Origin of the sequence: Bradyrhizobium sp. 604_D8_N2_3, assembly GCF_051810765.1 — a bacterium.
GTDB lineage: Bacteria > Pseudomonadota > Alphaproteobacteria > Rhizobiales > Xanthobacteraceae > Bradyrhizobium > Bradyrhizobium barranii.
The window spans coordinates 4,206,062-4,231,284 of record NZ_JBPWPM010000001.1; the positions used below are offsets into that span (position 1 = coordinate 4,206,062).

Consider the following 25,223-nt stretch of genomic DNA (forward strand, 5'->3'; position numbering starts at 1 on the left):
AACTTCCAACTTAAGGCGACAGTGTCTGGCTGCCGTTCGCACAATTGACGAGCTTTTGCGGCCAGTCGGGTGCCGACGCGGCGGATGTCCTCTGGGTCCGCTTGAGCCATTTGAGATAACGCGTCGCCGCCAGGATTGATGCTACTGCGAGCAGAATGCCGCCAACAAGATCGATCAAATAATGTGCGCCGATCACGGGGGTCGCCGCGATCATCAGGATATTGATAGTTGCCGCGATGCCTCCCACGGCGCGTACCGGCCACAACGCCCACATGTAGAGCACGGCTGACGCGGCATGGAAGCTCGGGAATGAAACGATACCGGCCAGCTTGAAAAGTCCGAGTTCGCGCAGGCTGCCGTCACGCAAGGCCAGGATGTCCCGCAATTGTCCAGCATAGACCGATGTGTCGATGTTCGGGTACCGAGCCGGTGGCAGCTGCAATCCGTAGTAGGTGCCGATGGCAGGCACGAAAACAGAGATGGCAATTGCGACCGCGAGCGCAACACTCATTGCGAGCACAAACAATTGCAGCCGTGCGTACTGCGCCGTGAGGACGAGTACAATGGGAATGCCGAGCAGTGGCCATTTGATCAGCCCATATGCGCGCGACAAGATGATCGCAAGCCATGGGTGGTCGTTGACGTACCGAACGATAGGCTCGGGATCCAAACCAAGTGCGCGATCCACAGAGAGCAGCGCCTGATCCTGGAGAGGATACCCTATTGCTCCCGCGACATAACTAAGCGGTCCTACGATGGCGCAGGTGAGAATGACCTGTCCAATCGTTCCGAGCGAGAAAAAGAGCTTCGGATCGGTGCGATCACCCTTGGTCAGCCGATGATGATAAGAGACAGCGAGCAGTGCCGCCGCGATCGCCAGCGTTGTGCCAAACGCGATCGGTTCGAGACGAAGATTGGTGGACGTCAGCCCTAACGCGAGCAGACTCCCCATAACGGCAATGATCAACCAGTTTGCGTTGAACAGCTGCCAGGCGGCTTGAGGATCCTCGTCGATTTTAGGAGAGTTTCTCGGCGGCTCGGCGCTCTCCTTGACCGCCGTCATTCTTGCGTCGGATTTCATTCCCAGCGAACCTTGCAATCAAAACGAACCGATGGGTTCGCATGAGCGTCGTGATCAACCTAAAGTCGATTATAATCAGGGGTTGCGCAAGACGTGTCGCACAATCGAAAGAAGTTCCAGGTTAACGGCGGGTGAACGAGAGCCATTATCCTCGTTTGTCGAGCGCCCATCAGGACCATTCACAAAGCGAACCGACGAGGAGGGCGGATTCTGGGCGCAAAGCGAACCGGCACTGCTGGTGCGCCGCGCCGGGATTTGCCTTCGCGCGTGCTGTGCGGGCCATCATGACGGGCGACGCCGCCGGCCTCTCGACCGAACTCGCGATTACGGTGACAGTGCACTCAATGTGCGAGGCTATCCGCTCCTTGCGCGTGGACGGGCGTCGGCCCGCTGGTCGCGGGCGCGGTCGCCGAGATGTTCGGCCTGCGCTGGCAGGCGATGGGCCTCGCCTTCATGAGCCACCAGATCGGCAGCTTCCTCGGCGCCTACCGAGGAGGGGTGCCCTACGACGCGCTCGGCTCCTACACCATGGCCTGGCGCACCGGCGTGGCGCTGGGCTTGGCCGGCGGCATCATCCAGGTCGCGTTCGCGCTGATCCGGCCGTGGCAGCCGCCCGCGCCGGTGCTGCGGACGGCGTAGCTGGCGAGCCGGACATCGCACTTCCATTGGTCGAAGACGTCATCAGGAGTTTTAGCTTGCACATTCGCGTAGCAAGGTTGTGATTTTCGCATCGAGATTTCGGGCAACGGTGAGGGCTTCCGAGTTGCCATAGGGCAGCAGAAAACTCTCCATTTTGTCATAAGAGACGTGCACACCATCGGAACGCTCATCAATGAGCACTGTGACCGGAGCGTAAGATCCAGCATCGGGCACGTGCTTGACCATTTCTTTCATGATGAGTGGATTGCCGATCACAAGCCGTATGATTTTAGGCGTCTTGGATCCGGCTTCGCGACGCAGAATGTCGCCCAGGTCAAATTCCGCGAAGAGCATAAGGTCCGTTCGGCCGAGGCCGCTTCGTACAACGCGCTCCAAATCCGGGAAGGAATTTGTCGCCCTCGTTTCCTTGAAAAATTCGACCATGTTGGGCTGCCCGACCGCCGACTTGAGCGCCGCCACAATAGTGTCGAATGATTTTAAGCTCGTGAGGCTGAAGCGCTCTACTTCGATTTTAGCGATTGTCATTTTGTCCTCTGTAACAATTCTCATGGATAAAGTGCGCCTGATCCCGTCAGAACGCGCCTTGTGTCATGCGGCCGCGGGTTGGGCATCCAGGAAAGTCCGGACGTGGCTGACGAAGATGTCGTGGTGCTGAAACAGCGCGCCGTGCCCTGAATCGGGATAGAGGACCAGCTGAGCGTTACTCAGTTCCCTAGACATTGCGTAAGCGTTGTTCGCAGGCAGCATGGTGTCGTGGCTGCCGCTGACCACAAGAACGGGCTGGCGGATAGCGCGCAGAATGGCGTGCCCGGGATCAGGTGTGGCGCACCAGGTGATCAGCGCCTTGGCCTGTGGATCGGTTACCGCGTTGCCGTTATCGGTGTCCCGATCATCCTTGCGCACCTTGGTCCTCTTCAGGAAGGCCAAGCCGGACGACCGACTGGCGGATGAATTCGTGAAGAACAGCGGCAGGCGGGGGTCCGGCGCATCGGTTTGGGAAAACGCTTCCTGCAGAACCGCCAACAGGTGTTCCTCTCCGCCTTTCGGCGCGGTACCGACGAGTATGAGCTTGCGGACCAACTGTCCGTGTTCGGCGGCGATCTGCTGAGCGACGCAGCCGCCGAGAGAAAAGCCAAGCAGGTCCACTTCGAGGAGGCCGAGCGAGTCGATGAAATCCACGGCGTCTCGTGCCATCGTCGCGACGTTGTCGGGCGTTTGACCGGTCGACCGGCCGACCCCTGCGTTGTCAAAGGCGATCACGGGGCGATCAGCGGCCAGAGCGTTGACGACGGCGGGATCCCATCCGTCGATGTTTCCCGAGAAGTGCTGCAGAAGAACCAGCGGAGTTCCAGTCGCGGGGCCGAGACGGCGATAGGCGAAGCGGATTCCGTGGCCTTCGATGTAACGGGTTGGCGCCGTTTCGAGTGTGAGGGCGTCCTGGTTCGCGATGTCGAGTTGAGTCATATCGTACTCCGGATGCTTGGCATGAAACGATCGAGCGGGTGACGCACGTAGCGCGGCGACCGAAACCTTCCTCCAGGATGTCGCTGGTGCTTCGCGCCATCGCGGTCCGAGGCGTTCCGCATTCCTCCGAGCGAGCGTGTGCGCTCCCGGCGCGACAGCGCCGGGAGCAGGTTCGTCACTTCGCGAGTGCCGCCTTTTCGATGACCTCAGCGACTTCCTTCGCATGGACCACGAGCGAGGCATGGCTGCCAGCGACTTCCGTCGTCTGAGCCTTCATCCTGGCTGCGAACAACTTCTGGACCTCGGGCGCGATGACTTTGTCCTTCGTGGTGATGACGTAGAACGTCGGCTTGTCGCGCCAGGCCGCAATGCTGACAGGCGCCTCGAACGCAGCGAGGCTCAGCGGAAGCTGCGAGTTGGCCAGGTGCTCGGCGATCTCCGGAGGAAGGTCAGCCGCGACGGCTGACGGAAACAACTTGGGATCGATATACAGATTGCCCTTCGCGTCTGGGTGGATCGCCTTGACGCCTTCGGTCTGCGGGCCGTCTTTGGCCAGCACCGCCAGGGATTGACCGACCTCGGGCGCGAAGGCGGAGACGTAGACCAGCGCCGAAACCTTGGGATCGTTGCCGGCTTGCGTGATCACCACGCCGCCCCATGAATGGCCGACCAGAACAGTCTTGCCGTCCTGTTTCGCGAGCGCCTGCTTGGTGGCATCGACGTCGGCGGCGAGCGAAGTGAGCGGATTTTCCACGAGCGTGACGTTGTAGCCCTTCTTCGAGAGAATATCGGCAACGGGCTGCCAGCTCGTCTGGTCCACGAAAGCGCCGTGCACGAGCACGATGTTGTGGGCTGCTCCCTTGGGCAACTCAGTGGAATGGGCGGGGCCGACCCATGCCGTTCCGGCCAGGAGTACGGTGGCGGCTGAGAGAAGGATATTTAGCATTGATCGTTCCTGTTGATATGTCGGACGGAATAAGGTCCGGGGGAATGGACAGGCGTTTCCTGCCTGGTCGCGGTTTCTTCCATCCGCCGTTGGCGAAATGGTTGCCGCACATGACGTCGGCCCGCCGCGACATGACCTAGTTCGCGGGCTTTTCGGACGGTAGGGATCAATCGTCCGGATGTTGTGTCCGACCGTCCACCGGACTAACTTCGGCGGCATGGACATCCTTGCCCAAGTGCTCGATCGCGTTCGTCTCGGCGGGACGCTGCTGTTCCACTTCGAGCTCGGTCATCCCTGGAATCTGGCGCTGCCGGCGCGCCCCTACGCGCTGTTTCACTATCTCAGTCGGGGCTCCGCGACCCTCGCGCTCGAACTCGGACAGGAAATCCAGATGACCGAGGGCGATTTCGTCGTCATCACACGCGGCGAGCCCCATGTGTTTTATTCGGATCGCCGGGCCAAGCCTTTGCAGATTGTGGACCTCGATCGATCGTCGGCACGTCTGGGCGTCGTTCGTCACGGCGGCCGTGCAAAGCCGCTCTCGACCATGATCTGCGGCAATTTCACCGTGTCGCGGCCCTCGTTCAGCAGCGTGCTGGAGATGCTTCCGCCCGTGCTTCTGCTGAAGCCGACGGCGGACGGTGGCTGGCTCGAAGCCATCCTGCGGCGCATGGTCAGCGAGTCTGCGCTCGAGCGTCCCGGCCAGCGCGTCGCGCTCTCGCGACTGACGGAAGTGCTGTTTGTCGAGGTGCTCCGAAGCTGGATCGCGTCTCTCAGTCCCGGACAAGGCGGCTGGCTCGGGGCCATATCGGACCCGCATATCGGACCGGCGCTCAAATTGATCCACGAAAACCCGGAGCGGCCCTGGACCCTGAGCGACCTCGGCCATCGCGTGGGGCTCGGCCGCTCGGTATTTTCGGCCCGCTTCACCAAGCTCGTCGGCCAGTCGATGCATCGTTATGTGATCGAACGCCGGATGGCGGAAGCGGCGTTCCTGCTCGAAACCAGCGATGAGCCTATCGCACGGATCGCGAGCCAGGTCGGTTACGAGACAGCGGCGGCGTTTTCAAAACTCTTTCATCGACATCATGGCATGTCGCCCGGCCGCTACCGGACCTCTCAGCGCCTTGATGGACACCAAGGTCAACCGCACGGCTCGGAAGCGAACGTCTCCGATTGAATTTGCGTCAGTTGGTGCCCACGGTGAATGTCAGGCCTGCTGCCAACCTGCAACGCGACCACGCCTCTGCGAACCGCGCCATCCAATGTCCGGTTCACGAACGCCGGCTGTGACTTGAGCCCGCTCTCGCAAGATGCAGACTGAGCTGCTTCTCCGCCGCGCTTTCATCTCGCTCTCATCGCCGGTGCTCAATTGTCGCACCTTCGGTGTGAAGCATCTCACACGCACGCTTGCGTCAATGCTGCGATAGAGTACCTGTTGTGATTGAACGTGGTGAATTTAGTCGATTTGACACACCCGCCATCACATCAGCCTCAAATGAGCTGCACACGCCAGAACGGCATGTTGAAATAGCCTCCAATCGGCCGCTCGGCCGATGAGAGCTATGGAGACACTATGGCTGACAAACACGAACAGAGCATGGTTGGTACGTGGACCAAATCCACGTCGGCTGCGTGTGCGGACAAATATCCCGCCACTCTCACATTCTCGACCGGCACCTACCGCGGCATGCGCGGACCAGGGCAGGGCGTGGTGTGGTGGGACGCAGGAATCTACCGTCTCGAAGATTCCAACACACTCGTCGTCGGGACGGCGACTGACGAACTTGTGACCTATCGCATTTCACTCAAGGCCGACCGATTTGAGTTTACGGATTCAGAGGGCTGTGTCGTGACCTATCGGCGCGCGTAGGACTGCGCACGCCACAGCTGACCGAAATAACGCGGCTGTACCCGCGAACGAGCCCGATGCTCACGTCGATCGTCTCACCCTTTCAACGAGGAGAAGACGACATGTGCAATTGCTCAGAGCATGAATCGAGTGGCAGCCTTTCCAAGATGACCGCGGCATCGGTCGAGCCCGCGATGAAGCCGCAGGTCCCCCTGTCGCGCCAGATCAGCTTCAGCGACGAGGAGTCCGGCGATCAGCCGGCCTCGACCGATCTGCAGCCGTTTCCGCCGTTCAGGCTGTGCAGGCTCGACTTCCGCGAAGGCTGCTACCAGATCAACTTCAGGCCGACCGCGGGCTTCGTGACCTTTGAAGGCACGCTGCGCGTCGATCGCTCGGCACCCGACGGCGGCGCCGACCATCTGATCGTCAGCGGCGATCTCTACTCGCGCCGGCCGGTGATCGGTCCGATCCCGCCGGTGGGGCCCGTGGTGCCGGTGGGCGACGCGGACGAAGATGAAGCGGCGGCGGGCTCGGGATTGACGAGCCTGGCCGGTTCGCTCAGTGCGCTCGATGACCCCCTGATTCCGTTTCCGATCCGCAGGCCGCGGATCCCCATCTTCCCCCGCGCGCGCTATCATTCCTATCTCAGGGTGACCAGCGTGTCCGCGCCTGTCGCGGTCCCGCCGCCGAAGAAGTGCGAGCTGACGATCACAGCCGAGCAGTTCAATTACACACAGCCGCCGGCCGGCCAGTTCAAAGGCACGTTCCCGGCTTCGCCGTCGCGCACCGTGACGATGAAGCTTTCAAAGGTGCCGGCGCCGTTTCCGTTCTCCCTGACCGGCGGCCCGTTCTACCAGGGCCGGCTGTTCGAGGGCGGCGTGGACAAGGGCAGCATCACGCTCGCCTGGGTGTCGAAGTTCTTCCGCCGCGCCACGCTGGAGATCGACACGCTGGTCGGAGCCGTCCGGCCCGCGCCGGTGCCTGACGGTGCCGGTGGCACCGAGTTCTTCGACACGGTCTTTGCGAAGACCGGCTGGCAGCTGTCGGTGGTGCAGGACCAGCTCAACGTTCCGGTGCCATCAGGCGTGGTGGCGACCAATTGCTGGAGCTCAGCGGATCTGCATGCGCTGATGACGACCGTACGCAATCCCGCGACGAATCTGGACACCGAATGGCGCGTGCACATGATCGTGGTGCCCGCCAAGCTCGGCTGCTCGCGCGGCATCATGTACGACCAGATCGGCGTCCCCCGCGAAGGCTGCGCCAGCTTCTCCGATGACGGCTATCCCGTCTCGGACTCCTCGAACTTCGGTCTCGCCGCGAACAAGAAGCAACGCGACGTGCCGCGAGCGTTCCTGCGCAGCGCGACCCACGAGCTGACGCATACGCTGAACCAGATCCATCAGGAGCAGGAGACGGCGGCCGACAACTCGATCATGACCACGACGCCGAGTGTCGCGGACGTGCTCGGCGGTCCCGCGTCCGGCGCACCCGGCGTGTTCCCGGACCAGATCGCGCTCGCGCACAACACCAACGTCCGTCATCACCTCAACCACATGCCCGATCCGGTCATTCGTCCGGGCGGATGGCCGTTCGCAAGCTGGTTCCCGACCGGTGCGCCGCAAGCCGCCGACCGGCACGACTTCGAACCTTCCGAGCTGGCGCTGACGGTGACGGCCACAACCGACCGCGTCGCGCTCGGCCAGCCGCTGGATCTGACCTGGACGATGACGAACACGAGCGGCGTATCGCTGCGGGCGCCGAACGACGTCAGCACCGAGGCCCTGTTCGCATCGATCACCGTCACCGACGGCGAGGGGCACGAGCGTCCGGTCAGGCCCTTCGTGATCCTGTGCGAGCACGCGAAGCTGGGCGAGCTCGAGCCCGGCAAGAGCGTCACGGCTTCGGCGAAAGTGTTCTGGAGCACGGCGGGCTTCGCCTTCGAGAAGCCGGGCCGATACCGCGTCGACGTCGCGGTGTCGTGGTCGGCGCAGGGCGTGATGGTGGGCGTGCAGTCGGGCATCGACGTGTTCGTCGACTATCCGACCAGCGCCAGCGACAACCATTCGGCCAATCTCGTGCTGCATCCCGAGGTCGGCAAATGGGTGGCGCTCGGCGGCGATGCCTATCACCTCGGTGAAGCGTGTCGGCGGTTGCAGGCGCTCAGCCAGACCGCAGTGCCGTCAGGCGCGCGCGCCGCAACGGCTGCGGCCGGCGACGATACGACCGCGCCGCGCGCGATCGACGGTTTTGCCGACATGCTGCCGGACCGCGCCAAGCTCGCCAGGTTGCGTCCCGAACTGTCCACTGAGACCAGCGGCCGTACGCCACGCGGACCGGCGCGAGCAGCCGCCCCAGGGCGCAAACGCGCGGCGAAGGCAAAGGGGCGCGCTGGACGGAAGCGGTAACGGTTTCGCCAGAGTCCGGTGAAGACCATCGGTGTCATGGGCGAGCGCACCTGCGACTGTGTTGTCGCAGGTGCGCCGTCACCTCCACCGACGGCGACGCGAAAGCGCGACTCTTTGGCCACGGGAAAGGAAAACGAAAACGTGGAAAGGGTATCGCTGCAACGAAACGGTGGCGGCCGGCCGCATGATTGATCAAGTCTCGGCAGACAGAGCGCCGGACATGATCTCAGGTGATGACCCCATGGACTCGCATCCCCATATTCCAGCGCCAGTCGCAACGTGGCTTGAACGATGGCGTCTGGTTCCGGACGGGGCAGTGCTGACCACCCATTCCAGCTGGGTCCTGCCGGTCCGACACGAGGGCCGGCCTGCAATGCTCAAGATCGCCCGTATTCCCGATGAGGGGGCAGGCTATCGCCTTCTCACTTGGTGGGACGGTCAGGGCGCTGCGAGGGTCTTTGCCTCGAGTGCGGACGCTCTGCTGATGGAACGGGCCTCGGGAGCCGGTGATCTCGCGCAGATGGCCTGGTCGGGCCGGGACGAGGAGGCATGCCGGATCCTCTGCGACACGGCGGCGCGGCTGCACGCGACGCGGTCTGGCCCGCTTCCCGACCTGCACCCGCTGGAAGACTGGTTTCAGCCGCTCTTCCAGCTCGCCCCGGACCACGCGGCACTCGCGCCCGCCGCCGACATCGCCCGCCAACTCCTGGCCGCGCCACGCGCCATCGGTCCGCTGCACGGCGACCTGCACCACGAGAATGTGCTCGACTTCGGTGAGCGGGGATGGCTGGCGATCGACCCGCATGGGCTCGTCGGCGAACGAACATTCGACTATGCCAACATCTTCACGAACCCCGACCTCAGCGATCCCTGCCGTCCGCTTGCGACCCTGCCGGGTCGACTGGAGACCCGGCTGGATATCGTGGTCGCCGTGACGGGACTTCAGCCCGAGCGGCTGCTTCGCTGGATCGTTGCGTGGACGGGGTTGTCGGCAGCCTGGTTCATCGGCGACGGCGACGAGCAGGGCGCCGCCATCGACCTGACCATCAATACAACAGCTCGCCGCTTGCTCGCTTAGCCTCGGCGCGCGAGTGCTCGCTCATGACGTGGACCCGCGCGAGCGGCTGCGCCAAGGCACAAACTTCACAGACAAATGACAGCAGTGTGAAATTCTCCATCGCTGCCGCGCTGTTTCATCTGCGCTCAGTTTCAGCATGATGTGATCTCGCTTTAAGCGTGTATTGTCGTAGACTATCGCGCAGGGGCTGGCTCGCGTCCAATATCGGTTGTTCGAAGCTCCCGACCGTCGATCTACGACCAGCAGGGAGCAAATCATGGCCTGGCCTACGCTTGCCGAACTCGTCTCGAACTTCGCGCCGATCCTTCATCTCGACAAGGACGAGGTCAATCTGCCCTCGTCGACCGACTGGTACGTCGGCCAGGTCGGCTATCAGGCCGCCGGCGGCATCTATTCCGGTCCCGGTCAGTGGAATTGGGGGACGGCCGAGCAGAGCAGCCCCGACGACTATCTGGTCGCGCCGCAGGCCATATGGGCCTCGCTGATGAAGGGCTATATCCCCACCGCCACCAGCTATGTTCACGTCCTGCCTGTCGACGACCGCACCGACATGGTCGATCTCCAGTACTGGTTGTTTTATCCCTATAACGGACAGGAGACCTTCGAGGTCACCGGTTGGACCGGCAGTACCGGTCAGGCGCTGATGCCGCTCTCGATCCATTGGGGCGACTGGGAATGCGTCACGGTGCGCGTCAATATCGACCAGCAGGTCGTCGGCGTATTCTTCTCGCAGCATTCGGGCGGACAATGGTGCTCGCCGAACGACGGCTTCCTGTCGTTCAGCGGTACGCACCCGAACGTCTATGTCGCGAGCGGGTCGCATGCCAACTATCCGGCCTCGAGTAACAGCACCTACGAGATCGGCGGCGTCGATGTGTGGGACGTGCGCTTCGCGGTCGCCGACTACGCGCGCGGCCGCGGTCCGACCGTCAATCTGGTCACCCCTAATCCGCCGGTCGTGATTCAGAACGATGCGCAGGCGATCCTTCCCACGCCCGTCACCTCGCCACCCTGGCTCGCTTTCAAGGGCCGCTGGGGACAGCCGATCGAGCCCACGCTGACCGACGCGGAGATCGGCTCATTGGTCGCCGCCGCCGCCAACGGCATGGGGTTGAACTCACTGGTCGAGGGGGCCGTGCAGTACGTCGCAAACTCGACGACGCTCCAGGCCTGGCTCTCGGAAGTGATCCTGCCGATCGCGAAGGGCGATCTGACCGGCCCAACGGGACCATCGCAGAAGGGCTCCTGGGCCGTGACGCCGACGTTCCTGCCGTTCGGCACCGACACGCCCTTCGCGACGAGCCTCCTTCCGGTGGCGCTGGCGGCGATGCCGGGATCGCAGATCCTGTGCGTCGGAACGGGTCCCTTGCCGCCGATGATGGTTGCGTGGAGCTTCAATCAGGGCAAATGGTCCAGTGCGTCGTCGCTGAAGGTGGGCACGCTCGCCGGACTGGCCGCCTGCGCGACGCCCTCGGGCGGACTGGCGCTGCTCGGTGTCGGCAAGAGCAGCCTTGTCGCCTTCACCTCCTCTGGTGGGTCCGAAGGGCCGTGGAGCGCGGCGGGGCTCTGGCCCGCACCGCAGGCCACGACCGGGGCCAGCATCGGCCAGTTCAACGGCGCCTGGTATATTGCATGGGGCGGCGCCGACGGAAGCATCCAGTATCTCAGCACGACCGACTGGGTGCACTTCGGGACTCCGCAACGCGTGATGCTCCCCAGCGTCGACGGCCCGGTGCCTGCGACGATTGCAGGCGGCGCGCTGGTGGCACCTGCGGTGGGGAGCTGCGGGGGCGCGCTGGTGATCGTGGCGCCGATCGCGGGTCTCGAAAAGGGAATGCCGACGGTGCTCGGCGCCTACGTGTCGTCCGACGGATCGAACTGGACCGGCCCCAATCTGCTGCCGAGCATGTCGCTCTATTCGGACACCAGCGGCGCGCTCGCCGCAGGGCCGAACGGGACGCTCTATTGCTTCTATGCCGACAGCAACAAGAAGGTGCGCTACTCGGTCACCAGCGACGGCGCGGACTGGAGCGATTCAGGCACGATCGTCGGCGCGTTCACCTCGCGGACGCCCAGCGTGATCCCCTGGCAAGGAGGCTTTCTCGTCGTGCATCTCGGCAAGGAGTCACCGACAGTGTACTGGAACAGCGCGACCTTCGAGTAAAGCGCGGCGGGATCACTGCACGGCCCCCCGGCGCGAACGCGGGATGTAGACGGCGCTGTCCCATGGTACGCCGACTACATCGTCGCCTCCGGAGCCCGCCTTCATGCCCGCTGCAACCGCCCCCAACCAACAGCCCGCGACCGCCACCGAGACCGACCCCGAAGCGCTCGGCTGGATGAAGGGCTTCCCGCCATCTCCCGACCGCACCATCACCTTCCAGAACGGCTCGTTCCGCAATTTTCCCGAGTTGCGCTGGGCCTGGAGCAACGTCCGCCAGCTGGTGCCGACCGTGAATGTCTGGCGCGGGGCAGGGCCGGCATCGCCTCTGCCGCGGGAAGACCACGACATTGGCGCGGTCGCCTCGACCACCATGGACGGCCGGCCCATGACGTTCGCGAAGATGCTGGAGGAGACTTATACCGACGGCATCGCGGTGCTGCATCGGGGCAAGCTGATCTATGAGCGCTATTTCGGCGCGCTGAAGCCGCACAAGCCGCATATCGCGATGTCGGTGACGAAGTCGTTCACCGGCGTGCTGGCGGGCATTCTCGTCACCGAGGGCAAGGTCGATCCGCAGGCACAGGTCACGGATTATGTGCCGGAGCTGAAGGCGAGCGCGTTCGGCGATGCGCGCGTGCACGAGGTCATGGATATGACCACGGGGCTCGAATACACCGAAGTCTATACCGACAAGAACTCCCACGTGTGGGGCTTGCGGCGTGCCAACGGCATGGCGCCGATTCCGCCTGACTATGACGGTGCGACCAATATCTTCGATTTCCTTGCCGCGCAGAAGAAGCAGGGCGAGCACGGCAAGGCCTTTGCCTACAAGACCGTCAACACCGATGTGCTCGCCTGGATCTGCCGGCGCGTCAGCGGCACGACGTTGTCCGACCTTCTCTCCGAACGCGTCTGGACGCCAATGGGCGCGGAGGAGGACGCGCATTATCACGTCGATCGCATCGGCACCGAGAGCGGTGGTGGCGGCCTCTCGACCACGTTGCGCGATCTCGCCCGCTTCGGCGAGACCATGCGCAATCATGGCCGATTCAACGGCCGCCAGATCGTCCCGTCACAGGTGGTCGAGGATATCGCGCGCGGCGGCGATCCCGAGAAGTTCAAGCCGGCCGGCTACACCACGCTGCCCGGCGCGTCCTATCGCAACCAATGGTGGGTCATGCACAATGCCCACGGCGCCTATATGGCGCGGGGCGTTCACGGCCAGGGCATCTACGTCGATCCCAAAGCCGAGATGGTGATCGCGCGCTACGCATCGCACCCCGTCGCGGGCAACGCCGCCAACGACCCCGTGACGCTGCCGGCCTATATGGCGCTGGCGAAGGAACTGATGGCCGGCGGGTAGGGCGTGGCGGGGGCTGATGGCGTAGGGTGGATTAGCCGAAGGCGTAATCCACCACCTTTCATCGAGCCGCGTTGAAGATGGCGGATTACGCTTCGCTAATCCGCCCTACGGGGCCGACGAATTCGCGACAACTTCCAAACCGCAAGATCGGTCGAGCAAATGATCGCCGTCAGCGGCTATCTGGAGCCGCCACGGAGGAGGGACGATGAAGGCGGCGCTGCAAAACTATCAGGACCGGATGCGGCGGGTGCTGGACCATATCGACCGGCATCTCGACAGCGATCTGGACCTGGAAACGCTGAGCAGCGTTGCGGCCTTCTCGAAATTTCATTTCCACCGGCAGTTTACGGCGACCTTCGGGTTGTCAGTGCATCGCTATGTCCAGCTGGCCCGTATGAAGCGCGCTTCCTACATGCTGGCCTACAGTGATGCCCTTGGTGTCACTGACATCGCGATGGACGCCGGTTACGATGCACCGGACGCCTTTGCCCGCGCCTTTCGGCAGCGGTTCGGGCAATCGCCGTCGTCGTTCCGCAACTCTCCCGACTGGGAGCCGTGGCTTGTGGCCTTCGGGCCTCTCGACAACGCGAGGAGCAAGCTCATGAAGACCTTTACCACTGACGACGTGACGATACGCGATGTGCCCTCCACGAGGGTGGCGATCATGGAGCATCGGGGCGACCCGGCGACGCTCGGCGACACCATCCGGCGGTTCATCGCGTGGCGAAAGAAAGCCGGTCTGCACCCCAGGACAAGTCCGACCTTCAATGTCTGGCGGTCCGAACGCCGTCCTTCCTCGCCCGCCACTTACAGCACGGACCACTGTGTCGGGACCGACCAGCCGATCGAGGCGAACGGCGAAGAGATCAAGGCCGGCGAGATCCCCGGCGGACGCTGCGCGGTGCTGCGGGTCGTCGGCTACACCGACAATCTGGAGCCCGCCGCGCTCTACCTTTATCGCGACTGGCTTCCGGCCAGCGGCGAGGAAGCACGCGACTTCCCGATCTATTGCCAGCGGCTGAGCTTCTTCCCGGAGGTGCCGGAGCATGAGACGGTTGCGGACGTGTTTCTGCCGCTGAAATAGCGCCCTCCGACGGCGGACGAACTGGCATCAATCAATATCGCGCGCTCCGTCTGCCCGGAGCGCCAGGCACAGCGGCACGGTCTCACTAATATAAGAGTTGACTTATATTAGTGAAGGCCGATACTCGCCATTGCGCGAAACGATACGGAGGGATGCAATGGAAATCGACGTCGCCAGGGTCTTGGGGCTTGTCACGCGTTCGGTGAAGAATTTCGAGAAGGATGGAAAAGCAGCGAGCACGGTGACGCTGACGCGGCTTTACGAGACCAGCGTCGACGATCTCTGGGACGCAGTGACCAGCCGGCAACGCATTCCGCGCTGGTTCCTGCCGGTCGAGGGAGACCTCCAGCTGGGCGGAAGGTACCAGCTGAAGGGGAACGCGGGCGGCACCATCACGGCATGTACGCCGCCGACGCATTTTGCAGCGACGTGGGAATTCGGCGGCGGGATGAGCTGGATCGACGTCAAGCTGGCAGCAGAACGGGAGCAGGCGCGTCTGACGCTGGAGCACACCGCAATTATCGAGGACCATTGGAATCAGTTCGGTCCTGGTGCGGTGGGTATCGGTTGGGATCTCGCCATCGCGGGATTGGAGCGATATGTTGCGACCGGCGCATCGGTCGACCATGAGACGGCCGAGGCTTGGATGGGCTCTCCTGCCGGCAAGGAATTCATGACGACGAGCGGTGAATATTGGTGCGCGGCGCATGTCGCAAGCGGGGTCGATCCTGATACGGCGAAGCAGCGCTCCGACCGCACCATCGCCTTCTACCGCGGCGAGATGCCGCCTGACGTCGCACATCCGGGCACAGGAAGCTGATGCACGTCTTCGAGGTCCTCGCCGATCCCGTGCGCCGTCGTATCCTCGAGCTGCTTGCCCCGGGGGAGATGGCGTCCGGTGAGGTCGTTGAAGCGATCGGGGCCGAGTTCGGGATCACGCAGGCGGCCGTGTCGCAGCATCTCAAGGTGCTGCGCGAGAGCGGCTTTGCGACGGTTCGGGCGGAGGCGCAAAGACGGCTCTATTCGGTCGACGGTGCGGGGCTTCGGTCGGTGGATGCGTGGATCGGTCAGTTCAGGAATTTCTGGGAGCCGAAGCTGGACGCGCTGGCGACGGAGATCGCGCGCGGCAAACGGGAGCGCCGTAACGCGCCAATGACCAAGCGGAGCGGGAAGAGGGCGTGAGCTCCATAATGTAGGATGGGTTTCGCTTCGCTCTATCCATCCTGCGCGCTCATCTCCCCAGCGCCATCCGCGCTTTCGATATCAGCGCGTTTTCGTCCCGCGCGTTCGCTTGTCATCAGCGTGAACGCGCGTTTTGCCGGCAGCGACCGGGCGGCCCTTCACGTGATCGATGAAGGCTCTCAGTTTCGGCATCGTTTGATGACGGCTCGGATAGTAGAGAAACACGCCCGGCGCCATTGGCGCGAAAGACTTCAGGACCTGTGCGAGCTTTCCCGTCTTCACCAGGCTGGTGGCGATCGGCGCGGGCACTTGCGCAAGTCCCATGCCTTCCACGGCGGCGCCAAGCATGGTGGGAAAGTCGTGGGCAATCAGCGGCCCCGAGACGATCGCTTCGACTGTCTTGTTGCCATCGACAAGAGACCAGGGCGCGATCGATCCGTTGCTGCGGCGAATGCGCAGGCATGCGTGCCGACGCAGGTCGTCGATACGCTCGGGCCGCCCGTGCCGGCTTAGATAGTCGGGGCTGCCGACGACCACGAACGGGAAGGGGGGCGTCAGCCGGACCGCGACCATGTCGGTGGCGATGAACTGGCCCATCCGGACGCCGGCATCAAACCCCTTGGCCGCGAGGTCGACCAATTCCTCGCCGGCGGCGATTTCCACTTCGACCTCGGGATAGGCCTGGCAGAAGGATGCGATCAGCGGCTCCAGCAGGATCGGTATCACCGCGCGCGGCACGGTGAGGCGCAACAGTCCAGTCGGCCGCTGCCCAAGATCGCGCGCAACCTCGCTTGCGGCGACAAGCTCCTCGAAAGCGGGTTTTGCGCGCGAGAGGAACCGCGCGCCGGCCTCGGTCAGGCCGACACTGCGTGTCGTGCGTATGAACAAGGCTGCGCCGACACGTGCCTCGAGCGCGCGGACCGCCTGGCTGATGGCCGATGGCGTGACGCCGAGCTCCGCGGCTGCGCGGCGGAAACTGCGGTACTGGGCGACGCGCAGGAACGCTTCCACGCCATCGAGCGCGCCTTGTCTGACTGTGAAGTTCTGCTTCATAGCCCATCAACATTATCCCGAATAGTCGCTCGCGCCAATCGATCGTATGTCTCGCTCGCAGATCGGAACCATCGCTGATGGCGGACATCTGCGACGTCAGCGCGATCTCAGAGAACCAAGGGGGCCGCCGTGCTCCGGAAAACGAGACCGATGAAAGTCATCCGTAAATTTGTCGTCATGCTCACCCTAACCCTGATGGGAGCGACTTCCATGACCGATCCATCCGTTGCCCAAACACAAGCCATCTCACAAGCCATGTCGCCCACAACCACCGGGGTGATGGTCATCCTGACCGTGAAGGCGGGCGTCACGCGCGAGCAGGTCATGGCCGTCATGCCCGCTGAAATCCAGCAGACGGTGCAGCTCTATCTCAATGGGAAAATTCGCGAGTGGTATTCACGTGGCGATGGGCGCGGAGCGGTCTTCCTCGTCGATGCCGGGGATGTCGCCGGGGCGCAGGCGATCATGGAGGATCTCCCATTGGCCAGGCAAGATCTGATGGACCACGAGTATATCGCAATCGGTCCGCTTTTGCCGCTCCGCTTGCTCATGGCCAATCCCGAGCGTCGGCAATAAGGGCGAGACTCGGATGGAGGGCGGCCGATGACCACCGATGCTGCTCCCGCTGCGATCGCCCCGCCGCTTCGGGCCTGGCATAGCCTGCTTTGGACCGTCCCATTCACGGCACTGTGGACCTCGTTGCTCTACGCGCTAGTCGCGATCTGATCGGAGGCCAAAATGACGACAGAAACTCTCTTCCAGATACATCTTGTCCTCGGTTATGTCGCGTGGCTGCTCTGCTTCGGCACGTATGTCTGGCCCTGGCTCAGGTCGATGGACGGGCGCGACGCGCACCGTGCCATCGCCACTCTGCACAGCTTCCGCTTCTTCGGGCTCGTCTTCATCCTTCCCGGCATCGTGAGCCCGGACCTGCCGGCTCGCTTCGCCATGTTCGCCGCCTGGGGCGACTTCGCGACCGGGGTGCTGGCCATGCTGGCGCTTCTCACGGTGAGGATACGCACGCTCTTCTGGCTGTTCGTCGTCGCCTTCAATCTCGCGGGCACGGTCGATCTCGTCGTCGACTACTATGACGCCATCCAGGTCGGCCTTCCCGCGCATGCGGAGTGGCTTGGCTCAACCTACGCGATCCCGATCATCTACGTGCCGCTGCTGATGATCACGCACGTCACCGCGTTCTATTTTCTGGCACGCCCTCGGCTCGGCGCCGATGCCGCGGCACTGGCCGGCGCGGCCTGAGACGAACCGCTAAAGTAGGAGTTCCCTCCGACAGAGGCCTCGCCCTCCCTACCAATCGGCGGCTGCCTCGAGCAGCCGTTGGCGCATGAAGGCAAGGCGCGGCCGTTTGCGTTCCGGTCGGCGTATGAACGGTGAGGATTGAGCCGATCAGGTCACGCAACGGCCGGGCTGCAGAAGCCTTGCGACTTCCGTGAGCGCGCTGACCACGGGCTCGCAGGCAAGTGTCGGCTTACGGCTCTGATTCCGCAGCAGCGTCGGCGGCTTGGTGGTGCGGGCCTGCGCAGCCGGAATACGCAGCAAGACCGAGGTATCGGCGAGATCGTTCAAGCGCAGCGAAACCGTTTTCGTCGGAACTGCGAAAGGCTTGCGGTCGGCAAGATGATCTGCCTTGCCGGCGCGATTGACGATGTGGCTTGGCTGTTCGGAGACCGCCTGCCAGCGGTTTACGAGGTCGTGACCTGAAGCGTATTGCACTGCACCGAGCGTCAACGCGGTCGCGACAGCGCCTAGAAGAGCTTTGCGAATCTGTGACATGGCTTCGCTCCTCGCCCCATGGCGATTGTCGTTCCTTACGCAGCGCCCCCTCGGCCCATCGCTTCCTGTGGTCGCTTTCTAATGGCCGGCGGTTTCACCATGCCTTCGTGAACGCCGGAAAATGGTTTCATCCCGGCAGGTTTTGTTTCGTCGCATTGAAGGAGGTCTTGGTTCCCGCGTTCGCACAGCGGTTACGTCCGCGTTGGGTCACAAGCCGACATCTGAGCAAAGACCACAAAGCGTCCGCCAGGGGCCCACAAGCGGAAATGAACGCTGCTCAAGAACAGAATTTCCGATGGGGAAGTCGAAGGCTCAAAACGTTGCAACGCATCGGCGTCGTTGGGGTGGGTGACACCGATCTCATCTCTGTCTGATTTGCCGCTCCAAGCGCAGCGTATGCTCACGCAGGGAATCGTAAATCGGCGCATTACCCAACAGCGTGGGCAGCAGCATCGCCATGAAGCAAGCTCCCAGCATCGGCAGCAGCATCGTCACGTTACCTGTCATTTCAGCGACGAGAACGATGCCGGTCACCGGCGCGCGCACAACGCCGGTGAAGAGAGCGGCCATGCCCACCAAAGCAAATGCTTCCGGCTGGATAGAGAGCGCCGGGAATGCAAGACGGCAAGCCGCCCCGAACAGCAACCCAGACTGGGCTCCCAGCACGAGCAAGGGTGCGAACAGGCCGCCGGGCGTGCCGGCAGCGTATGAGAGAGCGCCGAGTCCGAATCGGATCAGGAATGCGCCCCCCAGGATCCCCACACTCTCGTGGCCGATCAGCGCCCGCTGCGTGATCTGATCTCCGCCGCCGACCAGTTCGGGCGCGAACCAGGCCAACATGCCGACGCTTGCGCCGATCAATCCGGCGCGTAGCTCGATCGGTAGCCCTCCAAATCGGTCGCGAACTGCGATGGTCGCGAGCAGGGTGCGATTGTATGCGACGGCCAGCAGGCCTGCGATGCCACCCAGAGTAAGGAACAGCGGGGCGGACTCAGCGCTGGGATAGCTCAGCGGCCCGATGTGAAAGTCGGGCGCGTCACCGAGAAGCAGCCTTGCGACCGGGATCGCCGTCGCCAGTGCTGCAAGGGCGGCGATGGCAACACGGTGTTCGAACCTCTGCACCAGTTCCTCCAGCACGAACACGAGCCCGGCAATCGGCGCATTGAAGGCCGTTGCAAGGCCGGCGCCGGCGCCGGCCGCCAGAAGCACTCGCGAGTCCGCCCAACACAACCGGCAGACGCGCGCAGCGAAAACCGCGATACCGGCGCCCATCTGGACGGTCGGCCCCTCACGGCCCAGCGCCAGCCCGGAGCCGATCGCCAGTATTCCGCCGAAGAATTTCACTGGCACCAGGCCAAACGGAGCCGGCGGGATCTCTTCGCGCAGAACAGCTTCGACATGCGGAATGCCGCTGCCCGAAGCGTGTGGCGAGAATTGCCGCACCATCCACGCGGCAACCAGGGTCGCGACAGCGCACGCGCCGACGACAGTCAAGAACCCCCAGATTGCGTGGCCATGGGCCCAGACGATCATCGCATCGCGCAGACGATCGGCATGCGCGAGCAAAAGCCGGAAGATCGCCCCAACGCATCCAGTCGCCGCTCCTATGATGAGCGCCATCGCCGCGAGCCCCAACAGGCTGCGACGTTCGTCTACGACTTGCCGGTCGTCGTTAGGGTTATGGTCCACGGCTGGTCGATGATCCCGAGGCCTTCGCAAGGGCTAATCTTTGCCAAAATCACTGGCGAATGTCCCGGAAAAGAATGCTTCCAACTTGACCGAACAACTGCCTCTCCGAGGGACCTCACCGCACGTCCCAACGAAAAGGTGCGCCGAACCAAGGCCTCGCTTTGGGTCACAGGCTGACTTCGACAACCTGCTTGACCTGGTTCGCTTATCTCCTGAAAGCAGACATTGCAGCCCTGAAACAGCCGCGACCTGATCAGCCGCAGATGCGCACGCGGCGCTCGCGCCAGCCATGCCCGTCCCAGAAGCGCTGGGTTATCCAGTGGCAGGGCGGGATCGGCTCTCCAACCGGGGCATCGACATAGCCCGACCAGTACGGATAGCCGCCGGGTCCGGGATAAGTGCGCGGATACGGATTGCCGCCGGGGCCGTAATCATAGCGCGGACCAGCATAAGCGGGCGAGGCTGCTGAAACGACCAAAGTCGCGACGGCAGCGAGAGCCAACAACGTCTTCCTCATGGTGATACCTTTCCAACGCTGCGAAGGCTGCAAGACGATCGCCGAGCAATGCAGCGTCAGCGTCGACAAGCTGAAATGTCAAGGAGAGTGATCTCAGCAAGGCTATTGCCTGGCGACCTCCTCGGATGTCGCCTTCGGGTCAAAATGCGAAGAACACAGAGTGAGCAAAGTCAGTCCGCTCTACCCCACCAAGCGGACCTCAATGAAAGGTGTCGTCACTTCGCTGATGGGCCAAAAGGCGACGTTGGCTCCCGCCGGGCAAGCACTCGATGCGCGACGGCGAGCCGCTCGTGAAAGCCGACCCGCCGTATGCCGCTTGATGCAGCCCGTCAGCCAATGGCTTCACGGGACGTCGCGATATTACCCACCGCTCCCCTTGATATTCGGCAGGTTTTTCATGTCGAGCATCGGGACCGGGTTTTCCGGGCGCTGCAGATCCGGTCTCCAATCGTTCGAGGCTCCGCCCGGCTTACGCTTGATGCTTGGATAGTCGGCAATCGATTTGTTGAATTCCATCACGACCGGGAAGATTAGTGCCAAGACCCAGCCGTTGTCCTGTCCGGTGTACTTGCCCGGCGACTGCAATGGCATACGTGCCGACATCGCGCCGTTGAAAACCATGTCGTATTTCTCGAATGGGTCCATCGTCAGGTTGTAGACCGAGCCAATCGCGCCGAGATTTTGCTCCGGACCGAGCCAAGTGTCCTTGGCCGTCCAGAGATACTTCCATGCGATGCTGAGATCGGGGTTGGTTGGATCACCGCCGACATCCGCCCGCGCTCCCATGAAGCTTTCGCCGTCGATGTAAATCCACGACCTTCGTGCCGAGTGCTTCGCGCGGCCGAGGATGTACTCGCTGTTGTCGATGCTGTCGAAGTAGATTGGCCTGCCATTATCGTCGGTCCATGCGCCGTGCGGCGGCGGGCTCAGGCCGACCATCTTGGCGAGCGTTGCCCAGCAGTCGATATGGGACATCATTTCATGGTAATTTGCACCGGCGGGAATGTGTTCGGGCCACCACATTAACCCGGGTACGCGCCAGCCTCCTTCAAATGCTGAACCCTTTTCGCCGCGGAAAGGCGTGGTGCCCGCATCAGGATAAGCATCCTGCCACGCCCCGTTGTCTGCCGTTACGATCACAATCGTATTCGGCGCTTCGGCACGGATCGCGTCCATGATCCGGCCGATGTCGTCATCGAGCTCTATCACCGAGTCCGAGTAATCGCCCAACCGCGACTTCCCGGCGAATTTTGATGATGCGTTGGTCGGGTTGTGCATCTTCATGAAATTGACGTCCATGAAGAATGGCTTGGCGTCCTTGGCGTGCTTCTTGATGTAATCGATTGCGTAATCAGCCTGCCGGACGTCAAAGTTGGCGAGGTAATCGTACGTAATGTACTCGCCTCTCTTCGCCGGTTGTCCAGCAACTCCCTCCCACTCGTACATGTTTACGACATCAAAATAGGCTTTCGCGATCTCTGGGTTGTACGAGGGAAACCATGGATGAAACCACTTGGACGTATCGGCATAGGTGTAGACGCCCGGATAGTATGCGGCGAACGCCTTCATCTCGTCGAACCCGTGCTCGATCGGATAGGACTCCGGCTTATCACCGAGATGCCACTTGCCAGAAAAGTAGGTGGAGTAGCCGTTCTTTTGAAAAAATTCGGCTATGGTCGGCGTCTCCTTTTTGAGCGCATTCTCATCGCCCGGAGCGACCACGATGGAGAGCGCCGAACGGATCGGAATACGTCCGGTTATAAACGAGGCGCGGCCTGCCGTGCAGCTTGCTTGCCCGTACCAGTTCGTGAACGTCGCGCCTTCCTTAGCGATCCGGTCGATGTTTGGTGTTGGATGGCCGAGCGCGGCGCCACCCCCGCTATAGGCGCCGAAATCGTTCCATCCAGTGTCATCCGTCATTAGCATGACGACATTTGGCCGCTTCTGCTGCTGTGCGGTCGCTTGAGGTACCGCAACCAACATCGCGCCGAACAGTGCGAACATGCCGTGCGCAACACTCTTTCGGATACTCATGACTGCTTCCTCCGATTTCAAAGGTCGGTCACTTGTGCCAAACGAATGGATATGTCGCAGTCGTGCTTTTTAGCTCTGCGCCACAGCGTGTTCAATGTGCGATTGTTTGATTTAGATCAAGACACCGATTGTGACGGGTCTATGCCGCTTGCTAGGCGTCGCTCCGCGATGTCCGCTGCGGGTCAAAAGCGACGGTTTGGCGATGTCCGCGCTACTTCCGCTTTACCCCCGAAAACCGACATTCATCGTGAGGGGCGGCATTTCTCAACGGGGCCAATCGCAGACATTCTGCCTGCTCACTCGAACACTTCGTCGGCGGTCAGGAGAGAGTCTCGACCAGCCGCCAAACCAAGCGCCTTGGCCGCTTTAAGGTTTACAACCAGCTCGAACTTGGTTGGCTGCTGTATCGGCAACTCGGCCGGCGTTGCGCCTTTGAGTATTCTGTCCAGATAGATAGCGGTCGCGCGTGACAGGTCAGGCAGGTTGACCCCGTAAGAGACAAGGCCACCGAGCTCCACGCCCTCTCTGGCGGCGTAGATCGTCGGGAGGCGGTTCTTCTCGGCAAAGGGTACAATCCGAGAGTACTGGCTGTACAGCATCGGACTAGGAAACACGACGAGACCATCCGCTCGCGCTTTGGCCAACTCCGCAAACGCTCTTTCGAGATCGGCGGGGCTATCCGCCGGCACAAGTTTAAGGCTTGCTCCGAGAGATCGGGCGGCGCTCTCAATCTCGTTCAGCATCCCCTTCATTGTGCGCTCACCGTATGCACGAGGGTGCCACAAAACGACAACGTGAGAGAGACCGGGAACGATCTCCTTAAGCAGTTGAAGCCGTTTGGACACCAACTCCGGGCCGAGAAATGCCGTCCCGGTGACATTGCCGCCCGGCCGCGCCAGGCTGGAAGCGAGTTCGTCGTCGACGGGATCTGCCATGCCTATGCCGACAATCGGAATGGTGGAAGTCGCTTTCTTGGCTGCGCGGACGGCCGGGGTAGCCAAAGCAACAATTGCGTCGACGCGGTGCGTCACGAATTCCTGCGCGTACTCGTTGAGCTTGTCCTCATCGCCGTCTGCGAATTTACGGTAAAACGCGACATTCCTTCCTTCAGTATAGCCGAGCACACGCAATGCCGGCACAAACGCATCGAGAGTCTTTAGACTTGCGTCGGACTTGTCACCGCGGCCGAGTGAAAGCACACCGATCTGATGAAGCTTGGTCGATTGCTGAGCATGACCTGCGAACGGCCACGTTGCAGCCATACCCCCAACAACCGTGATGAACTTGCGCCGTTTCATGCGGCCCTCAGCCAAGCCGAACTATCGTACAGACAAAAGGTGGCGCCTTGGAAGTGTAATCAGGCCGGTGAAAGTCTGCTTTGGGTCAAAATGCGAAGAACTCAGAGTGAGCAAATCCAGTCCGCTTCACCCCACTAAGCGGACCTCAACGAGGAGTGTCGTCACTTCGCTGATGGGTTATCAGCCGACGTGATTGCCTGTGAATAATCTAGGAGTCCGGGCCGCGGAGCGGCACTGGTCGAGGTATTGGGTCAATCCGGCCGCGGGAGCCGAACAACCACCCAGTCTCTGAGCGGAACGCAAACTTACCTGGCGCCGGAAACTAGATTGCCGACACAGCTTCTCGACGAAACGAATGTCGACCCAGAGGTGTGCGTGTGCGCAGTCGCAAGCTGTTCTATCTCGAGCGTTCGGCCGCCGCCGTTAGCACAGGATAGCGGGCATAGAGCGTGTCGACGCGGTCCCGCCACATCGCCACGAACGCACCCGAGGTGAGATCATCGACCGACTTCCATTCGCGTTTGACCGCAGGCAGCGTATTGCCCCAGATAGCGCGCTTGCACCATCGCTCGCCCTTTGCCGAGCCCTCCCGGGTTGCGCACATCGACTTCCAGGCAATCCGCTGCGGACGGCTGATGTGTTGGGCGGCTCCTTCCCAGCCCTGCTGGTGGATCAGGTAGAGGTCGGAAAGGGTCGGCTTTTTCTGCGTCAATATTTCGAATAGCGCAGCCTCGCTGAGAAACTTGTAGGCGGCACCTACAGCGTTGTCGCGAGGATTGAGGATGTCGCCCGATCCGTATTTGCTGAACTCATACTTGCTCAGCTGGAACAGGCCGACATAGGAGCCGGTGCGTTGCCTGGGATTGAAATCGGATTCGATTTTGGCGACCGCCTTCATGAAGTTGACATCGACACCGAACGCTTCGGCTGCACGTTCGATCTCCTGGACGGGCGTTCCGAGCGGAACGTCGCTCAACGCCGACAAGGCGATCTTTGCGGGTTTTTCCGGCGGCGGAATTTCCGAGTAGACGTAGTATTTGAGATACGACGGTTTGCCTTCGCCCGGATTGGGCGAAGCAACGGGCGGACGGTCCTGCTGTAGCGTTGCCGAGTTCTCGGGCGACGCTGCCTCAAGGCTGGCGACCTGCAACATTGGCTCTTGCGAAGTGGTTACATCGGACGGCGGCACCGAGTCCGGCGCCGCGGCGCCGAATCCCGCCGCAACGATCGCATTAGCCGATAATCCTGTATCGAATTTCGTCTCGATGGCCGGGGCCGGAAACGCGGCGCCAGCATTTGTCAGAACCGTCGTCACATTCAGCGGGATGCCGCTGAATGCATCAGCCACTCTTGCATTCGGCGTTGCGATGCTTGGGCGCGGTACCGCGATCTGACCAATCGCGACAAGCGAAGTCGCTGTCAGCGCGCCGGCAATACAGCTTGTTTGCCAAATCTTCAATGTCGCCAGCCGCGCGGCCGCGGTCCCCCCCATTCACGTCCCCGACTTGGCACGCAGATTAAGGAGGTGAGGGGATGACAATGGGGCGCACCTGTGGCGC

The 25,223-nt window shown here is 62.4% G+C and carries 22 protein-coding genes and 1 pseudogene; 12 read left to right on the forward strand and 11 right to left on the reverse strand.

The genetic code is table 11. The features are described from left to right. Positions 1-10: 10 nt before the first annotated feature. Positions 11-1,081: a phosphatase PAP2 family protein gene (locus AB7245_RS19770; protein WP_439034721.1), complete on the reverse strand. Its 1,071-nt coding sequence runs from the start codon at positions 1,079-1,081 to the stop codon at positions 11-13. A 372-nt stretch (positions 1,082-1,453) separates the two neighbouring features. Between AB7245_RS19770 and AB7245_RS19775 the strand changes: the two are divergent. Further along, positions 1,454-1,720: pseudogene (locus AB7245_RS19775) on the forward strand (MFS transporter); the annotation flags it as partial. A 51-nt stretch (positions 1,721-1,771) separates the two neighbouring features. Here AB7245_RS19775 and AB7245_RS19780 read toward each other — a convergent pair. The 3 genes from AB7245_RS19780 to AB7245_RS19790 all read right to left on the reverse strand — a co-directional run bounded on the left by AB7245_RS19780 (position 1,772) and on the right by AB7245_RS19790 (position 4,151). After that, positions 1,772-2,266, reverse strand: coding sequence for a DUF302 domain-containing protein (locus tag AB7245_RS19780; RefSeq protein WP_439034722.1), 495 nt, complete (start codon positions 2,264-2,266; stop codon positions 1,772-1,774). 63 nt (positions 2,267-2,329) lie between these two features. Further along, complete coding sequence (locus tag AB7245_RS19785; RefSeq protein ID WP_439034723.1) at positions 2,330-3,205, reverse strand: alpha/beta fold hydrolase; 876 nt, start codon at positions 3,203-3,205, stop codon at positions 2,330-2,332. A gap of 175 nt (positions 3,206-3,380) precedes the next feature. Then, positions 3,381-4,151 (reverse strand): alpha/beta hydrolase, encoded by a 771-nt coding sequence (locus AB7245_RS19790; RefSeq protein WP_439034724.1) that lies wholly within the window; start codon positions 4,149-4,151, stop codon positions 3,381-3,383. Between the two features lie 217 nt (positions 4,152-4,368). Here AB7245_RS19790 and AB7245_RS19795 point away from each other — a divergent pair, with 217 nt between their 5' ends. From AB7245_RS19795 to AB7245_RS19835, 9 genes are all read left to right on the forward strand, one after another. Further along, positions 4,369-5,331: a cupin domain-containing protein gene (locus AB7245_RS19795; RefSeq protein WP_439035745.1), complete on the forward strand. Its 963-nt coding sequence runs from the start codon at positions 4,369-4,371 to the stop codon at positions 5,329-5,331. Between the two features lie 396 nt (positions 5,332-5,727). Next, a complete protein-coding gene (locus tag AB7245_RS19800) occupies positions 5,728-6,024 on the forward strand; it encodes a hypothetical protein (protein WP_439034725.1) in 297 nt (98 codons plus the stop codon). A 101-nt stretch (positions 6,025-6,125) separates the two neighbouring features. Continuing rightward, positions 6,126-8,411: a hypothetical protein gene (locus tag AB7245_RS19805; RefSeq protein WP_439034726.1), complete on the forward strand. Its 2,286-nt coding sequence runs from the start codon at positions 6,126-6,128 to the stop codon at positions 8,409-8,411. A 241-nt stretch (positions 8,412-8,652) separates the two neighbouring features. Then, complete coding sequence (locus AB7245_RS19810; RefSeq protein WP_439035746.1) at positions 8,653-9,489, forward strand: APH(6)-I family aminoglycoside O-phosphotransferase; 837 nt, start codon at positions 8,653-8,655, stop codon at positions 9,487-9,489. 256 nt (positions 9,490-9,745) lie between these two features. Beyond that, on the forward strand, positions 9,746-11,653 hold the full coding sequence (locus AB7245_RS19815; RefSeq protein WP_439034727.1) for a Vps62-related protein: 1,908 nt from the start codon (positions 9,746-9,748) through the stop codon (positions 11,651-11,653). A gap of 103 nt (positions 11,654-11,756) precedes the next feature. Further along, a complete protein-coding gene (locus AB7245_RS19820; RefSeq protein WP_439034728.1) occupies positions 11,757-13,016 on the forward strand; it encodes a serine hydrolase domain-containing protein in 1,260 nt (419 codons plus the stop codon). A gap of 205 nt (positions 13,017-13,221) precedes the next feature. Further along, positions 13,222-14,100, forward strand: coding sequence for an AraC family transcriptional regulator (locus tag AB7245_RS19825; protein ID WP_439034729.1), 879 nt, complete (start codon positions 13,222-13,224; stop codon positions 14,098-14,100). Between the two features lie 157 nt (positions 14,101-14,257). After that, positions 14,258-14,920, forward strand: coding sequence for an SRPBCC family protein (locus AB7245_RS19830; protein WP_028150924.1), 663 nt, complete (start codon positions 14,258-14,260; stop codon positions 14,918-14,920). Then, positions 14,920-15,282, forward strand: a complete 363-nt coding sequence (locus AB7245_RS19835; RefSeq protein WP_071914801.1) for an ArsR/SmtB family transcription factor — start codon at positions 14,920-14,922, stop codon at positions 15,280-15,282. The genes AB7245_RS19830 and AB7245_RS19835 overlap by 1 nt, the downstream gene beginning before the upstream one ends. A gap of 81 nt (positions 15,283-15,363) precedes the next feature. Here AB7245_RS19835 and AB7245_RS19840 read toward each other — a convergent pair whose 3' ends face one another. After that, positions 15,364-16,335, reverse strand: a complete 972-nt coding sequence (locus AB7245_RS19840; protein ID WP_439034730.1) for a LysR family transcriptional regulator — start codon at positions 16,333-16,335, stop codon at positions 15,364-15,366. A 150-nt stretch (positions 16,336-16,485) separates the two neighbouring features. Here AB7245_RS19840 and AB7245_RS19845 point away from each other — a divergent pair, with 150 nt between their 5' ends. Continuing rightward, on the forward strand, positions 16,486-16,911 hold the full coding sequence (locus AB7245_RS19845; RefSeq protein WP_439034731.1) for a hypothetical protein: 426 nt from the start codon (positions 16,486-16,488) through the stop codon (positions 16,909-16,911). 162 nt (positions 16,912-17,073) lie between these two features. Then, complete coding sequence (locus AB7245_RS19850) at positions 17,074-17,592, forward strand: hypothetical protein (protein ID WP_439034732.1); 519 nt, start codon at positions 17,074-17,076, stop codon at positions 17,590-17,592. A 147-nt stretch (positions 17,593-17,739) separates the two neighbouring features. Here AB7245_RS19850 and AB7245_RS19855 read toward each other — a convergent pair whose 3' ends face one another. The 6 genes from AB7245_RS19855 to AB7245_RS19880 form a co-directional block, all read right to left on the reverse strand. Then, positions 17,740-18,126 (reverse strand): hypothetical protein, encoded by a 387-nt coding sequence (locus AB7245_RS19855; protein ID WP_085402293.1) that lies wholly within the window; start codon positions 18,124-18,126, stop codon positions 17,740-17,742. 360 nt (positions 18,127-18,486) lie between these two features. Beyond that, the gene (gene clcA, locus AB7245_RS19860) at positions 18,487-19,815 is read right to left on the reverse strand and encodes a H(+)/Cl(-) exchange transporter ClcA (RefSeq protein WP_439034733.1); all 1,329 of its coding nucleotides are present in this window, start codon (positions 19,813-19,815) and stop codon (positions 18,487-18,489) included. Between the two features lie 253 nt (positions 19,816-20,068). Beyond that, the gene (locus AB7245_RS19865) at positions 20,069-20,332 is read right to left on the reverse strand and encodes a hypothetical protein (RefSeq protein ID WP_028157629.1); all 264 of its coding nucleotides are present in this window, start codon (positions 20,330-20,332) and stop codon (positions 20,069-20,071) included. Between the two features lie 360 nt (positions 20,333-20,692). After that, complete coding sequence (locus AB7245_RS19870; RefSeq protein ID WP_071914791.1) at positions 20,693-22,366, reverse strand: arylsulfatase; 1,674 nt, start codon at positions 22,364-22,366, stop codon at positions 20,693-20,695. 296 nt (positions 22,367-22,662) lie between these two features. Beyond that, on the reverse strand, positions 22,663-23,664 hold the full coding sequence (locus AB7245_RS19875) for an ABC transporter substrate-binding protein (RefSeq protein ID WP_439034734.1): 1,002 nt from the start codon (positions 23,662-23,664) through the stop codon (positions 22,663-22,665). A gap of 397 nt (positions 23,665-24,061) precedes the next feature. Then, positions 24,062-25,156 carry a transglycosylase SLT domain-containing protein gene (locus tag AB7245_RS19880; RefSeq protein ID WP_439034735.1) on the reverse strand — a complete coding sequence of 365 codons (1,095 nt, stop codon included), beginning with the start codon at positions 25,154-25,156 and terminating at the stop codon, positions 24,062-24,064. Between the last annotated feature and the right edge of the window lie 67 nt (positions 25,157-25,223).